The organism is Gilvimarinus xylanilyticus, from assembly GCF_024195295.1.
Taxonomy (GTDB): domain Bacteria; phylum Pseudomonadota; class Gammaproteobacteria; order Pseudomonadales; family Cellvibrionaceae; genus Gilvimarinus; species Gilvimarinus xylanilyticus.
The window spans coordinates 1485336-1504057 of record NZ_JAMFTH010000001.1 but is presented as its reverse complement, the minus strand read 5'-3'; the positions used below and the strand labels follow the sequence as shown (position 1 = coordinate 1504057).

The 18722-nt window shown below is 54.1% G+C and carries 15 protein-coding genes; 10 read left to right on the top strand and 5 right to left on the bottom strand.

Translation table 11 applies throughout. From position 1 onward, the window contains the following. Positions 1-75: 75 nt before the first annotated feature. The 6 genes from M6D89_RS06550 to M6D89_RS06525 all read left to right on the top strand — a co-directional run bounded on the left by M6D89_RS06550 (position 76) and on the right by M6D89_RS06525 (position 7690). Complete coding sequence (locus tag M6D89_RS06550) at positions 76-777, top strand: 3-keto-disaccharide hydrolase (protein ID WP_253967219.1); 702 nt, start codon at positions 76-78, stop codon at positions 775-777. Positions 778-779: 2 nt separating this feature from the next. Continuing rightward, positions 780-3125 (top strand): PVC-type heme-binding CxxCH protein, encoded by a 2346-nt coding sequence (locus tag M6D89_RS06545; RefSeq protein ID WP_253967218.1) that lies wholly within the window; start codon positions 780-782, stop codon positions 3123-3125. A 90-nt stretch (positions 3126-3215) separates the two neighbouring features. Continuing rightward, positions 3216-5417, top strand: a complete 2202-nt coding sequence (locus M6D89_RS06540) for an FdhF/YdeP family oxidoreductase (protein ID WP_253967217.1) — start codon at positions 3216-3218, stop codon at positions 5415-5417. Between the two features lie 126 nt (positions 5418-5543). Continuing rightward, positions 5544-6050, top strand: coding sequence for a CinA family protein (locus M6D89_RS06535; protein ID WP_253967216.1), 507 nt, complete (start codon positions 5544-5546; stop codon positions 6048-6050). Between the two features lie 138 nt (positions 6051-6188). After that, a complete protein-coding gene (gene recA, locus M6D89_RS06530; protein WP_253967215.1) occupies positions 6189-7223 on the top strand; it encodes a recombinase RecA in 1035 nt (344 codons plus the stop codon). 2 nt (positions 7224-7225) lie between these two features. Next, a complete protein-coding gene (locus M6D89_RS06525; RefSeq protein WP_253967214.1) occupies positions 7226-7690 on the top strand; it encodes a regulatory protein RecX in 465 nt (154 codons plus the stop codon). Here M6D89_RS06525 and rrtA read toward each other — a convergent pair. From rrtA to gcvP, 3 genes are all read right to left on the bottom strand, one after another. Beyond that, entirely contained in the window at positions 7678-8289 is a 612-nt protein-coding gene (rrtA, locus tag M6D89_RS06520; RefSeq protein WP_253967213.1) for a rhombosortase, read from the bottom strand. The two genes, M6D89_RS06525 and rrtA, sit on opposite strands and share 13 nt — an antisense overlap. Positions 8290-8429: 140 nt before the next feature. Further along, complete coding sequence (locus M6D89_RS06515) at positions 8430-8894, bottom strand: hypothetical protein (RefSeq protein WP_253967212.1); 465 nt, start codon at positions 8892-8894, stop codon at positions 8430-8432. 138 nt (positions 8895-9032) lie between these two features. Then, on the bottom strand, positions 9033-11936 hold the full coding sequence (gcvP, locus tag M6D89_RS06510; RefSeq protein WP_253967211.1) for an aminomethyl-transferring glycine dehydrogenase: 2904 nt from the start codon (positions 11934-11936) through the stop codon (positions 9033-9035). A 354-nt stretch (positions 11937-12290) separates the two neighbouring features. On the opposite strand from gcvP, the gene M6D89_RS06505 reads away from it, so the two are divergent. Both M6D89_RS06505 and M6D89_RS06500 read left to right on the top strand, forming a co-directional pair. Beyond that, positions 12291-14489, top strand: coding sequence for a serine/threonine-protein kinase (locus M6D89_RS06505; protein WP_256504457.1), 2199 nt, complete (start codon positions 12291-12293; stop codon positions 14487-14489). Positions 14490-14524: 35 nt separating this feature from the next. Further along, a complete protein-coding gene (locus M6D89_RS06500; RefSeq protein WP_253967209.1) occupies positions 14525-15292 on the top strand; it encodes a hypothetical protein in 768 nt (255 codons plus the stop codon). A 118-nt stretch (positions 15293-15410) separates the two neighbouring features. Here M6D89_RS06500 and bfr read toward each other — a convergent pair whose 3' ends face one another. Both bfr and M6D89_RS06490 read right to left on the bottom strand, forming a co-directional pair. Next, positions 15411-15887 (bottom strand): bacterioferritin, encoded by a 477-nt coding sequence (gene bfr / locus M6D89_RS06495; protein ID WP_253967208.1) that lies wholly within the window; start codon positions 15885-15887, stop codon positions 15411-15413. Positions 15888-16040: 153 nt separating this feature from the next. Beyond that, the gene (locus M6D89_RS06490; RefSeq protein ID WP_253967207.1) at positions 16041-16250 is read right to left on the bottom strand and encodes a bacterioferritin-associated ferredoxin; all 210 of its coding nucleotides are present in this window, start codon (positions 16248-16250) and stop codon (positions 16041-16043) included. Positions 16251-16653: 403 nt separating this feature from the next. Here M6D89_RS06490 and M6D89_RS06485 point away from each other — a divergent pair, with 403 nt between their 5' ends. Both M6D89_RS06485 and M6D89_RS06480 read left to right on the top strand, forming a co-directional pair. Further along, complete coding sequence (locus tag M6D89_RS06485; protein WP_253967206.1) at positions 16654-17256, top strand: peroxiredoxin; 603 nt, start codon at positions 16654-16656, stop codon at positions 17254-17256. Positions 17257-17535: 279 nt separating this feature from the next. Further along, the gene (locus tag M6D89_RS06480; protein WP_253967205.1) at positions 17536-18720 is read left to right on the top strand and encodes a type III PLP-dependent enzyme; all 1185 of its coding nucleotides are present in this window, start codon (positions 17536-17538) and stop codon (positions 18718-18720) included. Positions 18721-18722 lie beyond the last annotated feature (2 nt).

Genomic DNA, 18722 nt, shown 5'->3' with positions numbered 1-18722 from the left:
TTGTTCATGTTGGTGGTCTGTAAAGCCGGTTTGGGGTAGCCTGAACCGGCTTTATAAATTAGCAAGGAAAGTAAAATGATAAGAATAGTTTTGACGGCTTTGGTTTGTGCCTTTCTCAGTGCTGCGGTTAAAGCGGCCGACAAACCGATCGATATTGGTGCCGATTCCACCTTGTGGATGAACGTGTCCAGCTTTGGCGAGGCCCACTGGCTGGGCAATGAAATTCACTTATTATCCACCGCCAATTGGTTTTTTCTAACCAAGAAACGCTACCGCGACTTTGAGCTAGAGCTGGAAGTCTTAGTGCCTCAGCTGGATGATGAGTATGTCAACTCCGGCATTATTTTCCGCGCCCAAACCAAGTACTCAGACGATATTAACAGTCAATATGCCTTTGGCTACCAGGCCGAAGTAGACCCCAGTGATCGACGCTGGAGCGGCGGTTTGTACGAACAGGCCACCGAGCGGCAATGGTTGTTTCCGCTGCACGATGAGCGCTCAAATCCGGGCGAGCATTTTAAAGAAAATTACTCGCCCCAGTGGAGCGATGAGAAATCCGCGGCGTTTAAAAACGGCCAGTGGAACCACTATAAAGTTCGCGCCCAAGGGCCCGAGATAAAAATTTGGGTAAATGATGTACTAACCACTCACGTAAAAGACACGCACTTGTCTGAGGGGCATATTGGTATTCAACACCATGGCAGTACCAGCTTTGCCGAGCGGGGCGATACCCGCAATACGGTTAAATTCCGCAATATTTATGTGCGTGAGCTTTAACCATGAAAAGACTGCTGTTTCCTGCTTTGCTGTTAAGCCTCGCCACTGTGGCCCACGCGCAGACCTTTCAAGGGGATCGCGCTGGTCATCAAATGAATGACGTGATTCCCAAAAGTGAGATCCCGCCGGCGCCTGTATTAAACCCCGAGCAGGGCCTGCAAAGCTTACAGGTTCAACCAGGTTTTGCGGTGCAGTTGGTTGCCAGCGAACCCCAGGTGTTCAGTCCGGTGGCGTTGGCTTTTGATGCGGCGGGCCGAATCTGGGTGGCCGAAATGACCACCTATATGCCGGATATTCAAGGCAAGGGCGAGATGAAACCCGAGGGGAATATCGCCGTTTTGCAAGACACCGATGGCGATGGCCGGGTGGATAGCCGTCAGGTGCTCATTGATAATGTGATGCTGCCGCGCACCATTAGTGTGGTGGAGGGCGGACTCTTCTACGCCGATCATCAATCGCTGTATTTTGCCGAGATAAAGCACAAAGATGGCAAGATTGCGCTGGGCGCTCACGACATGGTGGACGCCACCTACGCGGCAAAAGGCAGTGTGGAGCACAAGCCCAATGGCATGCTCTATGGAATGGATGGCTGGTACTACAACGCCAAAAGTGATCAGCGCTACCTGACGCTTGCCCATGATGCGACTATCCCCGATGGCGCCGACGAGATTTACCGCAACCAATACTGGAAACTGGTACGGAGCAATACCGATTACCGCGGCCAGTGGGGGATTACCCAGGATGATTTTGGTCGGCTGTATCACAATGGCAACAGCTCGCCTATTCACGGCGAATACTTCCGGCCGGGCGCTCTTTTGAAAAATCCCGGTTTCTGGCCCGATATGCCCGCCCACAGTATCGGCGATAATCGCGTGTACCCGGCGCGTATGACCCCTGGGGTCAATCGCGGCTATATGGAAGGCGTATTGGTTCGCGAGGGTAAAGACAGAGGCAAGCTGGTTAACTTTACCGCCGCCAGTGCCAGTTTGGTGTATCGCGGCGATAATTTTCCGGCGCAATTTTATGGGCTGGGTTTAACCCCCGAGCCTGCGGCCAACTTAATCAGTGCCCGCACAATTATTGAAGGTGAGGGCAAGCTGAGCGGCGAAGCACTGTTCGCCCCCGGCGAGCTGCTAACCAGTACTGACGAGCGTTTTCGCCCGGTTGGTTTATATAACGCGCCCGACGGCAGTGTTTATATCGTGGATATGTACCAGGGTATTTTGCAGCACAAAGACTTTTTAACCAGTTATTTGGCCGAGCAAATCAAAAGTCGTGAGTTGGATAAACACAACAATACCATGGGCCGCATTTATCGCCTGCACTGGCCCAAAGCACCGCTTAATAAAGCGCCCGATTTAAGCTCGCTAAACGCTGAACTATTGGTGCCTTTTATAAAACACCCCAACGCCTGGCACCGGGATACTGCCCGCCGGTTACTGGTTCAACGCGGGGCCCAAGAGGTAGCACCTGCCATACGCAAACAACTACAGCAAAGTGAAACGACCTACGCCCAGGCCAATGGCTTGTGGACCTTGTACGGATTGCACGCCGTTGATCTGCAAGCAGTGAAGCATTTTATTCGTTCAACGGATGATCGGATTGCTATGTTGGCCGCCGCCGTGGGGGAACGTTTGCCTGAGTCAGACCACAAGGCTTACTTAAAACTGCTGACGTCTATGGCGCAACAAGGTTATCCGCGTGTGCTGCAGGCGGCGATATCGGTCGCGGCTATCGATGGTGGGCACGAGCTCTCCCAGTGGATACTGAAAAACTATTTAAACAAACCCTATGTGCGCGAGGCCGTGATCAGCGGATTGGGCAGTGAGTCTGCCGAGTTTATAAAACAATTGGATGGAGATTATCCCGACAAACAAAGTCAGGCACTTTTGGCCAACTTGGGCAAAAAACGCCAAGATGCCAACAATCGCGATTCGCTGAGTGCGGCCGCGCAAATGTTGTTCGACCAGGGTAAGCAGCTGTATCACGGCAAAGGCGCCTGTGCCGGCTGCCATGGTGAATACGGTAAAGGTATGCCGGGCCTTGGGCCCACATTCTGGGACAGTCAGTGGCTGCACAATAAGCAAACCTTGGCTAAGGTATTACTGCACGGTTTAACCGGCCCTATTTGGGTCGGGCCAGATTACTACAACCCTGCGGCGGTTATGCCGGGCTTTGCCGCGCGCGAAGACATCTCGGACAAAGACCTGGCCGCTATCGCCGTGTTTATCCGCAACAGCTGGGGCAATAGCGTAAAAGCCGACGACAGCTTTACCCCCGAGGAAATCGCCCAGGTGCGCCGGGAAACCGCCGACCGCAATCAGCCTTATACGGCGAAAGACTTCTAAGCGCTGTTAGGGTATTTAACGGATGTTGCCTGCAATAAATTGGGCGTAGACTGAACGTTTTAATTATTCAGGCCGTTTAGAGAGGTTACAGTGAAGGCTACAGAACATCCGGTAAATATCGTCGGGGGCGGCCCTAAAAAGGTCTTATATACGCTCCAGACCATTAAACGCATCGGGCTTCTGGATTCGGCCAAAGCGCTTAAAAGCCACAACGCCTGCAAAGCCTGTGGGCTGGGGATGGGTGGGCAGCGCGGTGGCATGGTGAATGAAAAAGACGAATTCCCATCCGTGTGCAATAAAAGTATTCAGGCCCAGTCCACGGATATTCAACCACCTATTCCCACCGAGTTGTTTGATCACACTCTGCACGACTTTAATCAACTAACCGATCGCGAGCTGGAAACCATGGGGCGTTTGAATACCCCGGTTTATAAGCCTGCGGGCAGCGACCGCTATCAGCCTTTAAGCTGGAGCGAGGCGCTGGATTTAGCCGCGCAGCGTTTCAACGCCGCCCCTGCCAATCAGAGCTTTTTCTATGCCTCGGGGCGCTCGTCCAATGAGGCGGGGTTTCTCTTGCAGTTAATGGCGCGCCTATACGGCAGCAACAACGTCACCAACTGTTCTTACTACTGTCACCAGGCCACGGGCGTGGGTTTGCAGGGCACTATTGGTACGGGTACCGCTACGGTGCAACTGGAAGACTTGGCCCTGGCCGATATGGTGTTTGTAATCGGCGCCAACCCGGCGTCCAACCACCCGCGGTTTGTCCACCAACTTAAAAACTGTCGCGATCGCGGCGGCAAGGTCATGGTGATTAACCCCGCCAAAGAGCCGGGCTTGGTGAAGTTTGCAGTGCCTAAAAGCCCTAAATCAATGCTGGTGGGCGGTACTGAAATCGCCTCAAGGTTTGTGCAGCCGCGTATTGGCTCGGACTTGGCGCTACTGACAGCACTGGCAAAAATACTGGTAGAGCAGGGCGCTTGCGATGAAAACTTTGTGCAAAATCATACTCAGGGTTTTGCCGAATACCGCGATTATCTGGCCGGACTCCAGTTGGCTGAACTGTTGGCCCAGACGGGCTTAGGCGAGCGCGAGGTGCGCGCCTTAGCCGATGATTACGCCCGCGCCGAAAACGTTATTTTTGCCTGGGGTATGGGCATTACTCACCATTTAAACGGTGTGGACAATGTTGAGGCCATTGCCAATCTGGCGATGTTGCGCGGCATGCTTGGAAAACCCGGCGCGGGCTTGTTGCCCCTGCGCGGTCACAGCAATGTCCAGGGCATAGGTACTATTGGTGTTAAACCGGTATTGGCCGACGATGTATTAAAGGCCATGGAGCAGCATATGGGGGTGAGCTTGCCTCGCCACCCGGGAATGGACACTTTGGCCTGCTTGCGTGCCGCTGAGGCCGGCGACATGCAAACCGCGATGATGATGGGCGGCAATCTGTTTGCCGCTACCCCCGATACGGAATTTGCCCGCCGTGCGCTGGATAATGTGGGCTTTAAACTCTATTTAACCACTACTTTAAATCGCGGCCACTTTAACGGTATGGAAAGCAGCGAGGCGTTGATTCTGCCCGTATGCGCTCGGGATGAAGAGCCGCAAAGTACCACGCAAGAGTCTATGTTCAACTATGTGCGCCTGAGCGACGGCGGCATCACCCGGTTGGACAATGTGCGCTCGGAGGTGAGTGTGCTGGCGCAGCTCGGGGCGCGATTACTGCCCGGCTCGCCTTTGGACTTTGCCGCGTTTGAGCAGCACGACAAGGTGCGTGAGGCCATTGCTGCCAGCATCCCGGGTATGGAGCCTTTAGCGGATATTGGCGCCAGTAAGCAGGAGTTTGTGGTGGGTAACCGCATACGCCATACGCCCGTATTCAATACCCCGAGCCTGCGAGGCGAGTTTAAAACTCATCAGTTAAGCCCAGCCGTAAACCCGGATTATCCCTATTTACTGGCCAGCATCCGCAGTGAAGGGCAGTTTAACTCGATTATTTACGAAGAGTCCGACAGCTACCGCGGCACCGTCCACCGTTGGTGTGTGCTGGTCTCTTTCGCTGATTGCGAGTCTCTGAACCTGGAAAAGGGGAGTCGGGTTACCTTAAGCTCGCCCTACGGCAAGATGACTGACGTTGAAGTGGTACCCTTTCATCTGCCCGCCGGTAGCCTAATGGCTTATTACCCCGAGGCCAACGTGCTGATCGGCACCGAGCACGATCCGCGCAGTAAAACCCCCGCGTTTAAGTCGGTACCGGTCAAACTGGAGCTATTAAACCGACCATTATGATGGTCAGATCAGTAGAAGACGCTTAATACGGGCTATATTATTCTTTAAATAGGCCGCGATAAAACACTTGCACAACTTTCTGCGAATGCCTAACGTAGCGCCAGATACAGCAATAGCGAGACTCTGGTGAACCCCCAAGCATCCGACTTAACTTTATTGCATTTAGCCCGCGAGCTGGGCGCCGCCCTGGCGGCCCGCGGCTGGCGGGTGAGTACCGCCGAATCCTGCACCGGCGGCGGTATTGCCGCCGCTATTACCGAGGTAGCGGGCAGCTCCGAGTGGTTCGAGACCGGCCTGGTCACCTACGCCAATTCCTCCAAAATCGCGCTTTTGGGGGTAGACCCCCAAATTATAGAGCGCGAAGGCGCCGTCAGCGAAGCGGTAGTCGCGCAAATGGCGTTGGGCGCAAAACGCGTCAGCGGCGCTGATCTGACGGTGGCGGTAAGCGGCATTGCCGGCCCCGGCGGCGGTAGCGCGGAAAAGCCCGTAGGTACCGTCTGGCTGGCCTGGGCGGGGCCAGAAGAAACCACCTTGTGTGAATGCTATGTTTACCAGGGAGACCGGGCGCAGGTTCGCCGCCAGGCCACGGTGACGGCACTGCGCGGGCTGCTGCGGTTAGTGCGCACACCTTAAGCATAAAAAACACTGTATAAATTACTAGTACTGTTTTCATATACAGGTTTTTACTGTATGCTGAATCCATAAAGCTGGTAACCAGTGCGTACCGGCACAAAAATTAGCCTATTTTCGATTTTTCAGTTGAGGTGACATATGGACGCGAATAAAGAAAAGGCCCTGCAGGCGGCATTGGGCCAGATTGAACGCCAGTTTGGTAAAGGCACAGTCATGCGCATGGGCGACCGCGAGCATGTGGCCATTCCCGCTATTTCTACTGGTTCTCTGGGGCTGGACGTCGCCCTGGGTATTGGTGGCTTGCCCAAAGGCCGTATTGTCGAGATCTACGGGCCCGAGTCCTCGGGTAAAACCACCTTAACCCTGCAGGTAATTGCCGAAGCCCAGCGCGCTGGCGGTACCTGCGCCTTTATCGATGCCGAGCACGCACTGGACCCCATTTACGCCGAAAAGCTGGGGGTAGATGTCGATGATTTGATCATCTCGCAACCGGATACCGGTGAGCAGGCACTTGAAGTATCCGACATGCTGGTGCGCTCGGGTGCGGTGGATGTATTGGTGGTGGACTCGGTGGCGGCCCTGACCCCCAAAGCCGAAATTGAAGGCGAAATGGGAGATCACCACGTGGGCCTGCAGGCGCGTTTGATGTCTCAGGCGCTGCGTAAAATTACCGGTAATATCAAAAACGCCAACTGCCTGGTTATCTTTATTAACCAAATTCGCATGAAAATTGGCGTTATGTTCGGCAGCCCCGAAACCACCACCGGGGGTAACGCGCTTAAGTTTTACTCGTCGGTACGCCTGGATATTCGCCGCATAGGCTCGGTAAAAGAGGGCGACGAGGTTACCGGCTCGGAAACCCGCGTTAAAGTGGTTAAAAACAAGGTGGCGCCGCCATTTAAACAAACCGAGTTCCAGATTTTGTACGGCCAGGGTATTAACCGCTTGGGCGAGGTTATCGACTATGGCGTTAAGCTGGGCATGGTGGATAAAGCCGGCTCCTGGTACAGCTACAATGGCGATAAAATCGGTCAGGGCAAAAACAATGTGATGAAATTCTTGCAGGAAAACCCCGACATCGCCGCCGAACTCGAAGGCCGCGTGCGCGGCGAACTGTTGGGCGCTGTTAAGCCCGTTGAAGAGGCCGAAACCTCCGAGGAGCAAGAGGTTTAGTCGTGAGCCTGGGCGCAGAGCACGATAGCCCCGAAAAAATACGCGAGCGGGTGCGCAATAGCGCACTCGGCTCGCTAACCCGCCGCGAGCACTCCCGCACCGAGCTTAAGCGCAAGCTCAATAAACGCTGCGAAGAACCTGAGATAGTCGAAGAAACTTTGGATTGGCTGACTGACCTTGGCTATCTGGATGATCAGCGTTTTACCGAAATGTTTATTCGCAATTCAATCGGCAACGGCCGTGGTCCCGTGCGTATCGCTCACGAGTTGCGGCAAAAGGGCATAGACGGCGCAAGCATTGAGCAAGCATTGGAAGACTCGGAAACCGATTGGACCGAGTTGGCCAGCGAGGTATTAAAACGCAAATTTCCCTCACCGCCTCAAGATCTTAAAGAAAAAGCCAAGCAGGTTCGCTATTTACAGTACCGGGGCTTTCAGCCCGACCAAGTTTTCTCTCAGTTTGACTGATCACTTTTACGTGTCGCCGAACATTGGCGCGTAAGAGTTCGGTAACTGCACCACAAACCCGACGCCAGCATGCCACTCACCGCTCCATACCAATGGGCAACGGTAAGCACCGGCCCGCCAATTAATTGCTCGGTGGCAGCGTTCGCCACCTGATTCCAATATTCGTAAACTAACTTGACCACCAATAGCGCCAGCGCCGCCCATGCCAGCACGCTTTTCTGACTGCAAAGCGGTAGCAACATAAATAAAAATAAACCGTGTAGTACCCCCGACAAGCCCACGTAATAACTTACCTGGGGCTGCCAAAAGAAAAGACTAAGGCTAATGGTTAGCGCCGATACCAGCGCGCAAAACGCTAAACTTGGTGTTGATCGGCTCTGCCCAAATCCGTACATCATTAACCCTAAAGCCGCCAGATTAAGCGCCGCATGAATAGCGCTAAGGTGAACGATATGCGCGGTTAATAAGCGCCAGATTTCACCGCTGCGGATCGCCTGCGGATCATACTGTAACGAGGGATTTACCGCCTCGTGTAGCACGCCTAGGGGCAGTGTCAAAATAGCCAAGCCTATGAAACTGCTTAACTGAGAAAATTTCATTCTTTAACCTCAACACTAAGGTTATTAATCTGATTCAAAGGACGTGCTATTCAGGAAAGTCCATGTTTGAAGCAGAGTTGGCGAGCGCTGCGAAAAGCCAATAGTCAGTATTCTATAAAGCGCGCCGTCGCCCTATGGGGTTACCACTGAAAAGCCAACTTAGCGTTAATACCGTATTTATCATCTTCGAATAACCGTTCGTTGCTCGAGGTGGTGCCGCCATAAATCGATCCGCCCACGACTAACGTGCGCTCGCTAAAGCCGCGAAAATAATAATTATAAGTTCCCGCCAGCCCATGATAAACCGCCGTTTCATCGCCGTTAAAATCCACCGCAACCGTGCCCGCAAAAACGCCCAGTGCATGCTTGTCGCCTGATACCAAATGCTCCCAGCCGACGCCGTAGCCCGCCTCGGCTCCGGCGGAGCTGCTGTATCCTAAAAGCGACACAGTACCATAGTACTTTGAGGCTCCGCGATTTAAAGCGTATCTAAGTCCGGCAGCACCACCGTGATCGGTCCCCCAGCCAACCGATAGGTTGGCATCATCGTCAGCATAAGAGAGTGAGGCTAAGAAAAGTATCAGAGTAGAGATTACAGATTTCATGTAAGTCCTTTTTAACGTGATCGTTTTTATAGTGGCCTGTGGCTGACCGGGTATTGGCTCAGCCACAAGTGATTCCGTTTTGTCTTTCCGATGGTAACTAAAAGCTACGAGCAAACGTCTGGGGTGTAGCTTGATTCCTTAATCACGATATTCGTCAATCGAGGGGCAGGAGCACACAAGGTTGCGATCTCCGTACACATTGTCGATTCGGTTTACGCTGGGCCACACTTTGTGAGCTTTTAACCAAGGAGCAGGGCGGGAGGCCTGCTCGCGAGTGTAGGGGCGCTGCCAATCGCCGTCCAGCACATCGTCCTGGGTGTGAGGGGCATTGTGCAGGGCGCTGTGGTTGTAGTCCATCTCGCCGCTTTCGATTTGTGCGATCTCTTTGCGTATGGTGATCATCGCCTCAACGAAACGATCTAGCTCTTCCTGGCTTTCGGACTCGGTGGGTTCGATCATCAAAGTTCCGGGCACCGGGAAAGACATCGTCGGGGCGTGAAAGCCAAAGTCCATTAGACGTTTGGCAATGTCTTCTTCGGTAACGCCGCTGGATTCTTTCAATGGACGCAAATCCAACAGACATTCGTGGGCGACAAAACCTTCAGTGCCTTTGTACAAAATGGGATAGTGGTCGCCCAGTTTTTTCGCTACATAGTTGGCGTTCAAGATGGCGACTTTGGTGGCCTGGGTCATGCCTTCGCGGCCCATCATTTTAATGTACATCCAGCTAATCGGCAGAATGCTGGCCGAACCCCAGGGGGCGGCTGAAATAGTGCCGTTAGCTTCATCGGTATTGGGTACAGGCTGAACCGGGTGGGCGGGTAAAAAAGGTTTTAGGTGTTCTGCCACGCCGATGGGGCCCATGCCGGGGCCGCCGCCACCGTGGGGAATACAAAAGGTTTTGTGCAAGTTCAGGTGCGAAACATCGCCACCAAATTTACCCGGCGCGGCTACACCCACCAGTGCGTTCATGTTGGCGCCGTCAATATACACCTGGCCGCCCACGTTGTGCACCGCGGCGCACAGTTCGGTAATGCCTTCTTCAAACACGCCGTGGGTGGAGGGGTAGGTGACCATAATGCAGGCAACGCGGCTGGTGTATTCGGTGATTTTTGCATTCAGATCGTCGAGGTCAACATTGCCTTTGCTGTCGCAGTTCACCACCACAACCTTCATGCCGACCATTTGCGCCGAGGCGGGGTTGGTGCCGTGGGCCGAGGCGGGAATTAAACAGATATCTCGCTCGAATTCGCCCTTGCTTTCAAAGTATTTTTTAATCGCCACCAAGCCTGCGTACTCGCCCTGACTGCCGGCGTTGGGTTGCAAGCTAACGGCGTCATAGCCGGTGCAAGCCTCCAGCATTTGCTGTAGCTGCGCAAACATTTGCGCGTAGCCCTGCGCCTGCTCTATGGGGGCAAAGGGGTGCAGCTTGCCAAATTCCGGCCAGGTGACGGGGATCATTTCGGCGGTGGCGTTGAGCTTCATGGTGCAAGAGCCGAGCGGAATCATGGAGTGATTCAGAGCGATGTCTTTGCTTTCCAGCTGCTTTAAATAGCGCAGCATTTCGGTTTCCGACTGGTGGGTATTAAACACCGGGTGAGTCAGAACGGCATCGCTTCGACGTTGAGTCTCTGGTAGGCCAGCTTCAGTGGCGCCGCTTAATTCGGCGTCCAACGCTTGCAGGTCCAACCCGTGATCGCCCGCGCAAAATACGTTTAGCAACTGGCTGACATCGTTTAACGTGGTGGTTTCGTCCAGGCTAATGCCAATGCACTCGTCGCCGATAAGGCGCAGATTGATTTGGTTGGCTAATGCCGTTTGATAAATCGCGCGCTGGGCATCGCCTACTTTGATGCACAGGGTGTCGAAGTAGTCGTCGTGCAGCAGGTTAAAGCCGTGAGTGTTCAGGCCACGGGCTAACAGATTGGTTAAACGGGCCACTCGCTCGGCAGTACGAGCCAGGCCTTGGGGGCCGTGATAGATAGCGTAAAATACACTCATCACCGCCAGCAGCACCTGAGAGGTGCAGATGTTGGAGTTGGCCTTTTCGCGGCGGATATGTTGCTCGCGGGTTTGCATGGCCATGCGCAGCGCGGTTTTGCCGCGGCTGTCTACCGATACACCGATAATACGACCGGGGGCGCTGCGTTTGTAGGCGTCGCGAAAGGCAAAGAAAGCCGCGTGCGGGCCGCCAAAACCCATGGGGACGCCGAAGCGTTGATTGGTGCCAATGACAACATCGGCGCCCATTTCACCAGGCGACTTTAACAGCACCAAGGCGAGCAGGTCGGAGGCAACGGTGACCAGCTTTTTCTGCTCGTGGGCGGCGCTGATAATCTCGGTTAAATCGCGCACCTGGCCGGTGGTGCCCGGGTATTGCAGCAGCGCGCCAAAGCAGTCAGTCTCTGCGAGCTTTTCGGGCTCGTCCACCACCACCTCAAAACCAAAGTGCTCGGCGCGGGTTTTTACCACAGCGATGGTTTGCGGGTGGGTGTCGGCGGCGACAAAGAAAACCTCGGAGCGGTTCTTTTTATTTTGGCGTTTAAGCATGGCCATGGCCTCGGCCGCCGCAGTGCCCTCATCCAGCATAGAAGCGTTGGCCAGATCCATGCCAGTCAGGTCGATGATCATTTGCTGGAAGTTCAGCAGGCCTTCCAGACGGCCCTGGGCGATTTCAGGCTGGTAGGGCGTATAGGCGGTGTACCAGCCGGGGTTTTCCAGCACATTACGCAAAATAACGTGGGGCACATGGGTGTCGTAATAGCCCATGCCAATAAAGTTTTTAAACAGTTTGTTTTTGCTCGCCAGGGTTTTCAGTTCATCCAGTGCCTCGACTTCCGATTTGGCCGCCTCGAGCGCCAGGGTTTCGTCCTGGCGAATTTTCGCCGGAACCGTGTGCTCAATCAGGCCATCGATAGATTCCAGCCCCAGTGACGCCAGCATGGTCTGGACTTGGGAGGCATCCGGGCCAATATGGCGGCCGATAAAGGCATCGTGATGAGCAAGGTCTGCCAGGGGGGCACGGCGAAAATCCTGGGTCATAGAGAGTCTCTTGTGTCTGGAATCAAAGTATCTGGAATTGAGTTGGGGCAGTGGGCGACAAACAGGCCCGATAACGGGGCGCAATGGTAGCAATTGGTGGGCTTTTGAGCAATTTAGATTGGCCGGTATTGTTGCTAAGGTTGTGCCCGGCCTATATTGTGCTGCTACGCCGGTATAGGGCGTATAATCACGAGATTTCGAAACTGTTTAAATCCGGAAATGAATATTGCCGGGTTCACCACAGGGTGACTAAGCGCTTGAAATATCACTATTACAGCGCAGCGCGATGCAGTGCAGACTGTTTGCTTGGCCGTTTATTTATAAGACTTAAAGACTCCCGTTTTGGGCTAATGGATGGAAATACCCGGTTATAAAATAATACGAACCTTGGGCGAGGGCGGAATGGCTACGGTATATCTGGCCATTCAGGAGAGCTTTGAGCGCGAGGTCGCACTGAAGGTGATGACGCCTCAGCTGAGTAGAGCCCCAAGCTTTGGCGAGCGCTTTACCCGCGAGGCACGCATTGTCTCGCGTTTGATGCACCCCAATATTGTCACCGTTCACGACGTGGGTTTGCATCGCGGTCATCACTATTTGTCGATGGAGTTTATTCCCGGCCAAGACCTGAAAGCCTACAACTGCCATCTGCCCCTGTCCCGTGCCCTCAGTGTGGTAAACGATATCGCCCGAGCGCTGGATTACGCGGGTGACAAGGGATATATCCACCGGGATGTTAAGCCCGAGAATATTATGCTGCGTGACGACGATGGCCGCGCGGTACTGATGGACTTTGGCATTGCCCGGGCGATGGATGTTGCCTCGGGCATGACCCAAACCGGCACCACCATGGGGACGCCTCATTATATGAGCCCCGAGCAGGCCAAGGGGGCGGCTTTAGATCCACGCAGCGACTTGTACAGCCTGGGGGTTGTACTGTTCCAGCTGCTGACCGGCTATGTGCCTTTCGACGCCGATTCTGCTGTCGCCGTTGGTATCAAGCAAATCTCTGATCCGGTTCCGCGAATGCCGGAGTATTTACAGGTATTCCAGCCCATTATTGATAAGGTGCTAGCCAAAAAGCCCGCCGAGCGCTACCAAAACGGGCGCGAGCTGAGTGCTGCCCTAGAAACCATAAGCCCAAGCCTGATCGCTCAGGTACAGGCAGCCATGGATGCGCAGCCGCCGCGGGTGAGCCCCTACGCCATTACCCAGGTCTCTGGGCCACAAAATACCGCCGCTCTGGGCGCTTCCACTACCACCCAAGGCAATGGGTTTAGCGTAAGTCGGGAGGACAGTATTGCCAGGGCTGCACCGGAACCTAAGGGGGCCGGCACAAAACCCTGGCTCTGGCTTTTGCTCCTGCTGAGTGCCGCAGCCGCGGGCTATTACTGGCATTATGGCTTGCAAGCGCCGCCCTGGTGGCCCTCGCAGGCGACTACTAACGGGGCCAGTGCAACGCTTGGAGCGACATCGGCATCCCGCGCGGTAGCGGACTTGTCATCGGCGTCCAGCCAGCGCCAGGGGTCAACCTCCTCTGTGCCCGATGCCGATGAGGGTAATGGGTTGGGTGAGCGTCTAGCGCGGGCACATCAGTTGCTGGCGCACACCCCGCTAAGGCTAGACGATCTGGCCGCAGCCTCGGCGATATACCGCGAGACGGTCACGCGCTTTCCGGGCAGTGAGCGGGTGCAAGGGCTCGAGGCCGAGCTGCGGGCAGTTTACTGGAGCCAGGCCAGTATTGCCCTGGCGATTGAGGATTACCCTCAGGCCTCGGCGCTGGTGCAAAGCGGTTTGAGCCTGTGGCCGGACGATAGGGCCTTAACCCTGTCGCAAGACCAGTTGAATATGGCGGTGCAACAACAAGACGAGCCCGGCAATCAGGCATTGGGTGAGGCTTCAAGCGCCGAAACCCAGCTGCTTAGCGCCGCCAGCGTGCAAATGGCAGCGGACAAATTAATTGCCCCAAAGGGGGATAATGCCTTCGCCAGTTATCAGAGCGTGTTGGCCATCAACCCGGATAATACCGACGCGCAAGAGGGGCTGGCGACGCTGCAGCAGGCCCTGATCAGGCGTATTGATAGCATGATTCGTGGTGGCGCCCTTGAGGAAGCCTCGCTGCAGTTGGCCAGCGCCCGCGATCGCTTCCCCCAAAGTCAGGCGCTGTTAACGCGTCGGTTGGAGCTGGACCAGCTCAGCGAGGCAAGCCTGCCGAGTATTTCGCGTCTGCGAGTGGCGGCGACGCCGATAGACGATTTGAGTGCACCCCAAGCCGAGGCATTAACCCCGGAGCGAACGATTTACGTGGGTTTATTCTATGACAATATTGATACCGATGCCCGCGTGCTGCAGGCTGTGCTGATGGACGGGGCTCGGAGCGTGCAGATTGCCCAAGTGCCGGTTATTCTTAGCGCGGGCAGTGGTCGCCAGTTCTTTCGCATTGAGCGTCCGGTGGCAGGTTTTAGCGAAGGCGGCTATCACGTCGACCTTTTGTTGAATGATACGCCGCTGGCCTCGGTCGACTTTAAAGTTGTGGGCCCTAAGCCCGCGCGATAGCGTTATACTGGCGCAAAAGATCGCGAGATAATTTCATGAAACTACGCACTCTGGTGCCATTGGTGCTGACATTTGGATGGTTAACTGGCTGCCAGACGCCTCCGGATCGACAGCAACTGGAAAACCAAAACGCTCAACTCGAAGCCGATTTGGCCCGTGCCCGGGCGCAAATTGCCACCCTTGAGACGCAAGAGCAACAGCTTCGCGCCCAAGTGGATGAGCTAAGTCGGGTGATGGCGGTGTTGGATACCGAAAAAACGGTGCGGGTGCAGGAGTCATCGCAGTTGCGTGGTCAGGTGCGTCGCTATGTGCAAAATGAAATCGACGAGCTGAAAGATTTTATGATGCAGAGCAACCTGCTCGATTACGTGGGCGGCGAACTGGTAGAGCGCAGTGGCATCGACAACGACCCCAAGCTGCTGATTGATTTGGCGAACCCCATGCCGGGCACCGGCACCCTCACAGGCGTCAGCGCTTATTTCCTTAAGCCCGGCACCTTTACCGTTCAGGTGTTGCGCCCGGTGCAGGACGAGTTGCTGGTCATCTGGAAAAGCGCGGTGCTAAGTGCCGAGCAGGCGGGCGAACAGCGAATTAACTTTCCCGTGAGTGTGGGCGTAGAGCAGGGTGATGTGATTGGTTATATCTTCCACCAGCCCGGAACCTTAAGCTTCGACCAAGGCACGGGCAACACCCTGTACACCGAATCTGCCCCCAATTTAGGCCAGTCCGTAAAAATCCGCGCCCTAGATGGCGATGACGAAAAACGCGCTTATCCGGTGGGGGTATATGGGTTGTTGAATTGATCCAATGTCTGACGTCGGAGGTCTGATGTCAGATGCCGGACAAGAGCGCAAAAAGCTGGATTTGGTATCCTGTCTTTGAACGCTCTTGCATCTGACTTCCGACATCTGGCGTCAGACGTTATTCATCTCCACCCATTTTCGACTGCAGATAATTCTGAATACCCACTTTCTCGATCAGTGATAATTGGGTTTCCAGCCAGTCAACGTGTTCTTCTTCTGACTCCAGAATCTCTTTTAGCAGGTCGCGGCTGACGTAGTCCTGAACCTGCTCACAGTAAGCCATGCCTTCGCGCAGGTCGGGGATGGCTTTAAGTTCGACCTTAAGGTCGGATTCCAGCATCTCCTGGGTGTTTTCGCCAATTAATAGTTTACCCAAATCCTGCAGGTTGGGCAGACCTTCCAAAAACAAAATACGCTCGACCAGCATGTCGGCATGCTTCATCTCGTCGATGGATTCGTGGTACTCGTGGTCGGCCAGTTCTTTCAGGCCCCAGTCTTTGTACATGCGAGCGTGTAGAAAGTACTGATTAATGGCAACTAACTCGTTGCCCAGTACGGTGTTCAGATATGAGATAACTTTGGGATCACCTTTCATGATCAACTCCTCGCCATTGCCGGGCATATGTAAATAACACCCGTAAGTGTGGGCCCGAACTTGATCTGTGTCAAGCTAAGTGGTTGATACTAAAAGGATTTTTGAATGATTAAGAGAAGTGTTCTTATTGCGGTTTGCGCCCGAATAAGGTTGTCAGGCGACCGCGTAAAACTGCGGCATACCGCCAATTTCAGGGACTTCTTGCAGGGTTTCGTCCAGAATTTCGCGCGTCAGAGAAGAACACTTACCGCATTGAGTGGCAACACCCAGGCTTTTGCGAAGCTTACCCAAGCTGTGCGCACCATCGTGCACGGCACTTTGAATCTGCGTATCGGTAATTCCCTTGCAAAGACATACGTACATGAATGGAAGAGCCTCGGGTGAATATTGTTACATCGCGATAATATTGCTAATGAGAATTTATGTCAATAATTTGTGAGAATAATTGTTGTTTGGGTTTCGCTGTCTGGTTATAAGCCAGGTTGCTCGTAAGGTGAACAAATTGCCGCAGAGGTAGGCAGCGTCAAAAAAATGCAATGGAGCTGATATAGAAAATCAATGTGACCTTCTAAATAGAGGGTGTAAGATAGTGACACTCTATTAGGCGTTGAATGCCTAATAGTGCCGTGCGCTGCGGCCTCGCGGCGGTTTAGGCGCACCTGAACAAATTTGCCATACTCTCGGGCGGTGGGGTTGTAATTGCCTAATCCAGCCCCACCTTTTCGGGGAGTAAAATTTTAGTCCGTTAAACTTAGGAGATTAAGACATGGGCGTATTAGTAGGAAAACAAGTACCGGATTTTACTGCAGCGGCTGTATTGGGTAACGGCGAGATCGTTGACGAGTACAAGCTGGCCGATGCCATCAAAGGCAAAAAAGCGGTTATTTTCTTCTACCCGCTGGACTTCACTTTTGTGTGCCCGTCTGAGCTGATCGCTTTCGACAACCGTTTTGAAGCTTTCCAAAAGCGCGGTGTTGAGGTGATTGCCGTATCGATCGACTCTCAGTTCACCCACAGTGCATGGCGTAACACCCCCGTAAATGAAGGCGGTATCGGTGAAGTTAAATACACCATGGTTGCCGACACCAAGCACGAAATTTGTCAGGCGTTTGACGTTGAGTCTGAAGGCGGCGTCGCTTTCCGCGGCTCATTCCTGATCGACGAAGACGGTGTTGTGCGTCACCAGGTGGTTAACGACTTGCCACTGGGCCGTAACGTAGACGAAATGCTGCGTATGGTTGACGCTCTGGCCTTCCACCAAGAGCACGGCGAAGTTTGCCCCGCCGGCTGGCAAGAAGGTGACAAAGGTATGGACGCATCGGCCACTGGCGTTGCCTCTTACCTGTCTGAGAACTCTGGCAAGCTGTAAGCCCAGACTCTCAACGGTCAGCACCGCAAAACCCGGCGCAAGCCGGGTTTTTTGTGTCTGTCTAAAGCCCATATAACTGAAAATATTATCTTGCCTCCTTTAAGTCCTTTCATAGAGCAAAATAGCCTAATAAATTGATTGCCAAGGGCGGGGTTTGGCCTTTTAATGCGCGCGTTTTAAGGGCTGTGTCGATTGGCTGGCCCGACGGTTTTGGGGCGATTCGTTGCGGCGGGTCGCCCCTTCTTTTTTGCCGCAACAAAAAAGCCCAGGAGGCAAGTAATGAATCAATTTAATGGGGTGACGGACGTTACCGACTATTACCAGGCTGAGACTTTTGCGCGTATTAAGGCCTTTGCCGACACGCGCGAAACCCCGTTTGTGGTGATTGACTTGCCGACCATTGGCCGGGCTTACGACGATCTGGTTGCCAGTTTTGATTACGCCGATATTTATTACGCGGTGAAAGCCAACCCGGCGCCGGCTATTATTAGTTTGCTGCGTGACCGAGGAGCGAATTTCGATATTGCCTCGCGCTATGAGTTGGACAAGGTGATGGGGTTGGGCGTTGATGCCGAGCGCATCAGTTATGGCAACACCATCAAAAAAGCCGCCGATATTCGCTACTTTCACGAGCGCGGTGTGCGCCTGTTTGCCACCGACTCGGAGGACGATTTAGTTAATATCGCGCGCGAAGCCCCGGGCGCGCAGGTGTATGTGCGGGTGTTAACCGATGGTTCGCAAACCGCTGACTGGCCGCTGTCGCGTAAATTTGGTTGTGAAACCGAAATGGCGGTAGAGCTGCTGACGCATGCGCAAGCGTTGGGCTTGGAGCCCTATGGGGTGTCGTTTCACGTGGGCTCGCAGCAGCGCGAAATCGGCAGCTGGGATGCCGCTTTGGCAAAGGTTAAAGTGATTTTTGAGCGCCTGCAGCAAGAGCAGGGCATTGTTCTGAAAATGATTAATATGGGCGGAGGATTTCCCGCCAATTACATTAGCCGCACCAATGATTTGGCCACTTACGCCGAAGAAATTACCCGGTTTTTGCAAGAGGATTTTGCTGAGGGGTTTCCGCGCATTATTCTCGAGCCGGGACGCTCGTTAATTGCCAATGCCGGTGTGTTGGTGAGCGAAGTGGTTCTGATCTCGCGTAAGTCTCGCACTGCCTTGCACCGCTGGGTGTTTACCGATGTGGGCAAGTTTGGCGGCTTGATTGAAACTCTGGACGAGTCTATTAAGTATCCGGTGTATACCGAAAAAAGCGGTGAGCTGGAGGGAGCGGTGTTGGCGGGCCCCACCTGCGACAGTGCCGATATCATGTACGAAAACTTTAAGTACCCGCTGCCGCTGGATCTCAGTGCGGGGGACCGCTTGTACTGGCTGTCGACCGGTGCCTACACCACCAGTTACAGCGCGGTGGAGTTTAATGGCTTTCCGCCCCTCGCCGAGTACTGCATTGGCGAGTAAAC

Excerpts from the sequence above, each read along its gene's own strand:
- gcvP (WP_253967211.1), bottom strand. The coding sequence starts at position 11,936 with ATGACCCAGGATTTTCGCCGTGCCCCCCTGGCAGACCTTGCTCATCAC.
- M6D89_RS06480 (WP_253967205.1), top strand. The coding sequence starts at position 17,536 with ATGAATCAATTTAATGGGGTGACGGACGTTACCGACTATTACCAGGCT.
- M6D89_RS06545 (WP_253967218.1), top strand. The coding sequence starts at position 780 with ATGAAAAGACTGCTGTTTCCTGCTTTGCTGTTAAGCCTCGCCACTGTG.
- M6D89_RS06515 (WP_253967212.1), bottom strand. The coding sequence starts at position 8,894 with ATGAAATCTGTAATCTCTACTCTGATACTTTTCTTAGCCTCACTCTCT.
- M6D89_RS06485 (WP_253967206.1), top strand. The coding sequence starts at position 16,654 with ATGGGCGTATTAGTAGGAAAACAAGTACCGGATTTTACTGCAGCGGCT.
- bfr (WP_253967208.1), bottom strand. The coding sequence starts at position 15,887 with ATGAAAGGTGATCCCAAAGTTATCTCATATCTGAACACCGTACTGGGC.
- recA (WP_253967215.1), top strand. The coding sequence starts at position 6,189 with ATGGACGCGAATAAAGAAAAGGCCCTGCAGGCGGCATTGGGCCAGATT.
- M6D89_RS06550 (WP_253967219.1), top strand. The coding sequence starts at position 76 with ATGATAAGAATAGTTTTGACGGCTTTGGTTTGTGCCTTTCTCAGTGCT.
- rrtA (WP_253967213.1), bottom strand. The coding sequence starts at position 8,289 with ATGAAATTTTCTCAGTTAAGCAGTTTCATAGGCTTGGCTATTTTGACA.
- M6D89_RS06500 (WP_253967209.1), top strand. The coding sequence starts at position 14,525 with ATGAAACTACGCACTCTGGTGCCATTGGTGCTGACATTTGGATGGTTA.
- M6D89_RS06490 (WP_253967207.1), bottom strand. The coding sequence starts at position 16,250 with ATGTACGTATGTCTTTGCAAGGGAATTACCGATACGCAGATTCAAAGT.
- M6D89_RS06505 (WP_256504457.1), top strand. The coding sequence starts at position 12,291 with ATGGAAATACCCGGTTATAAAATAATACGAACCTTGGGCGAGGGCGGA.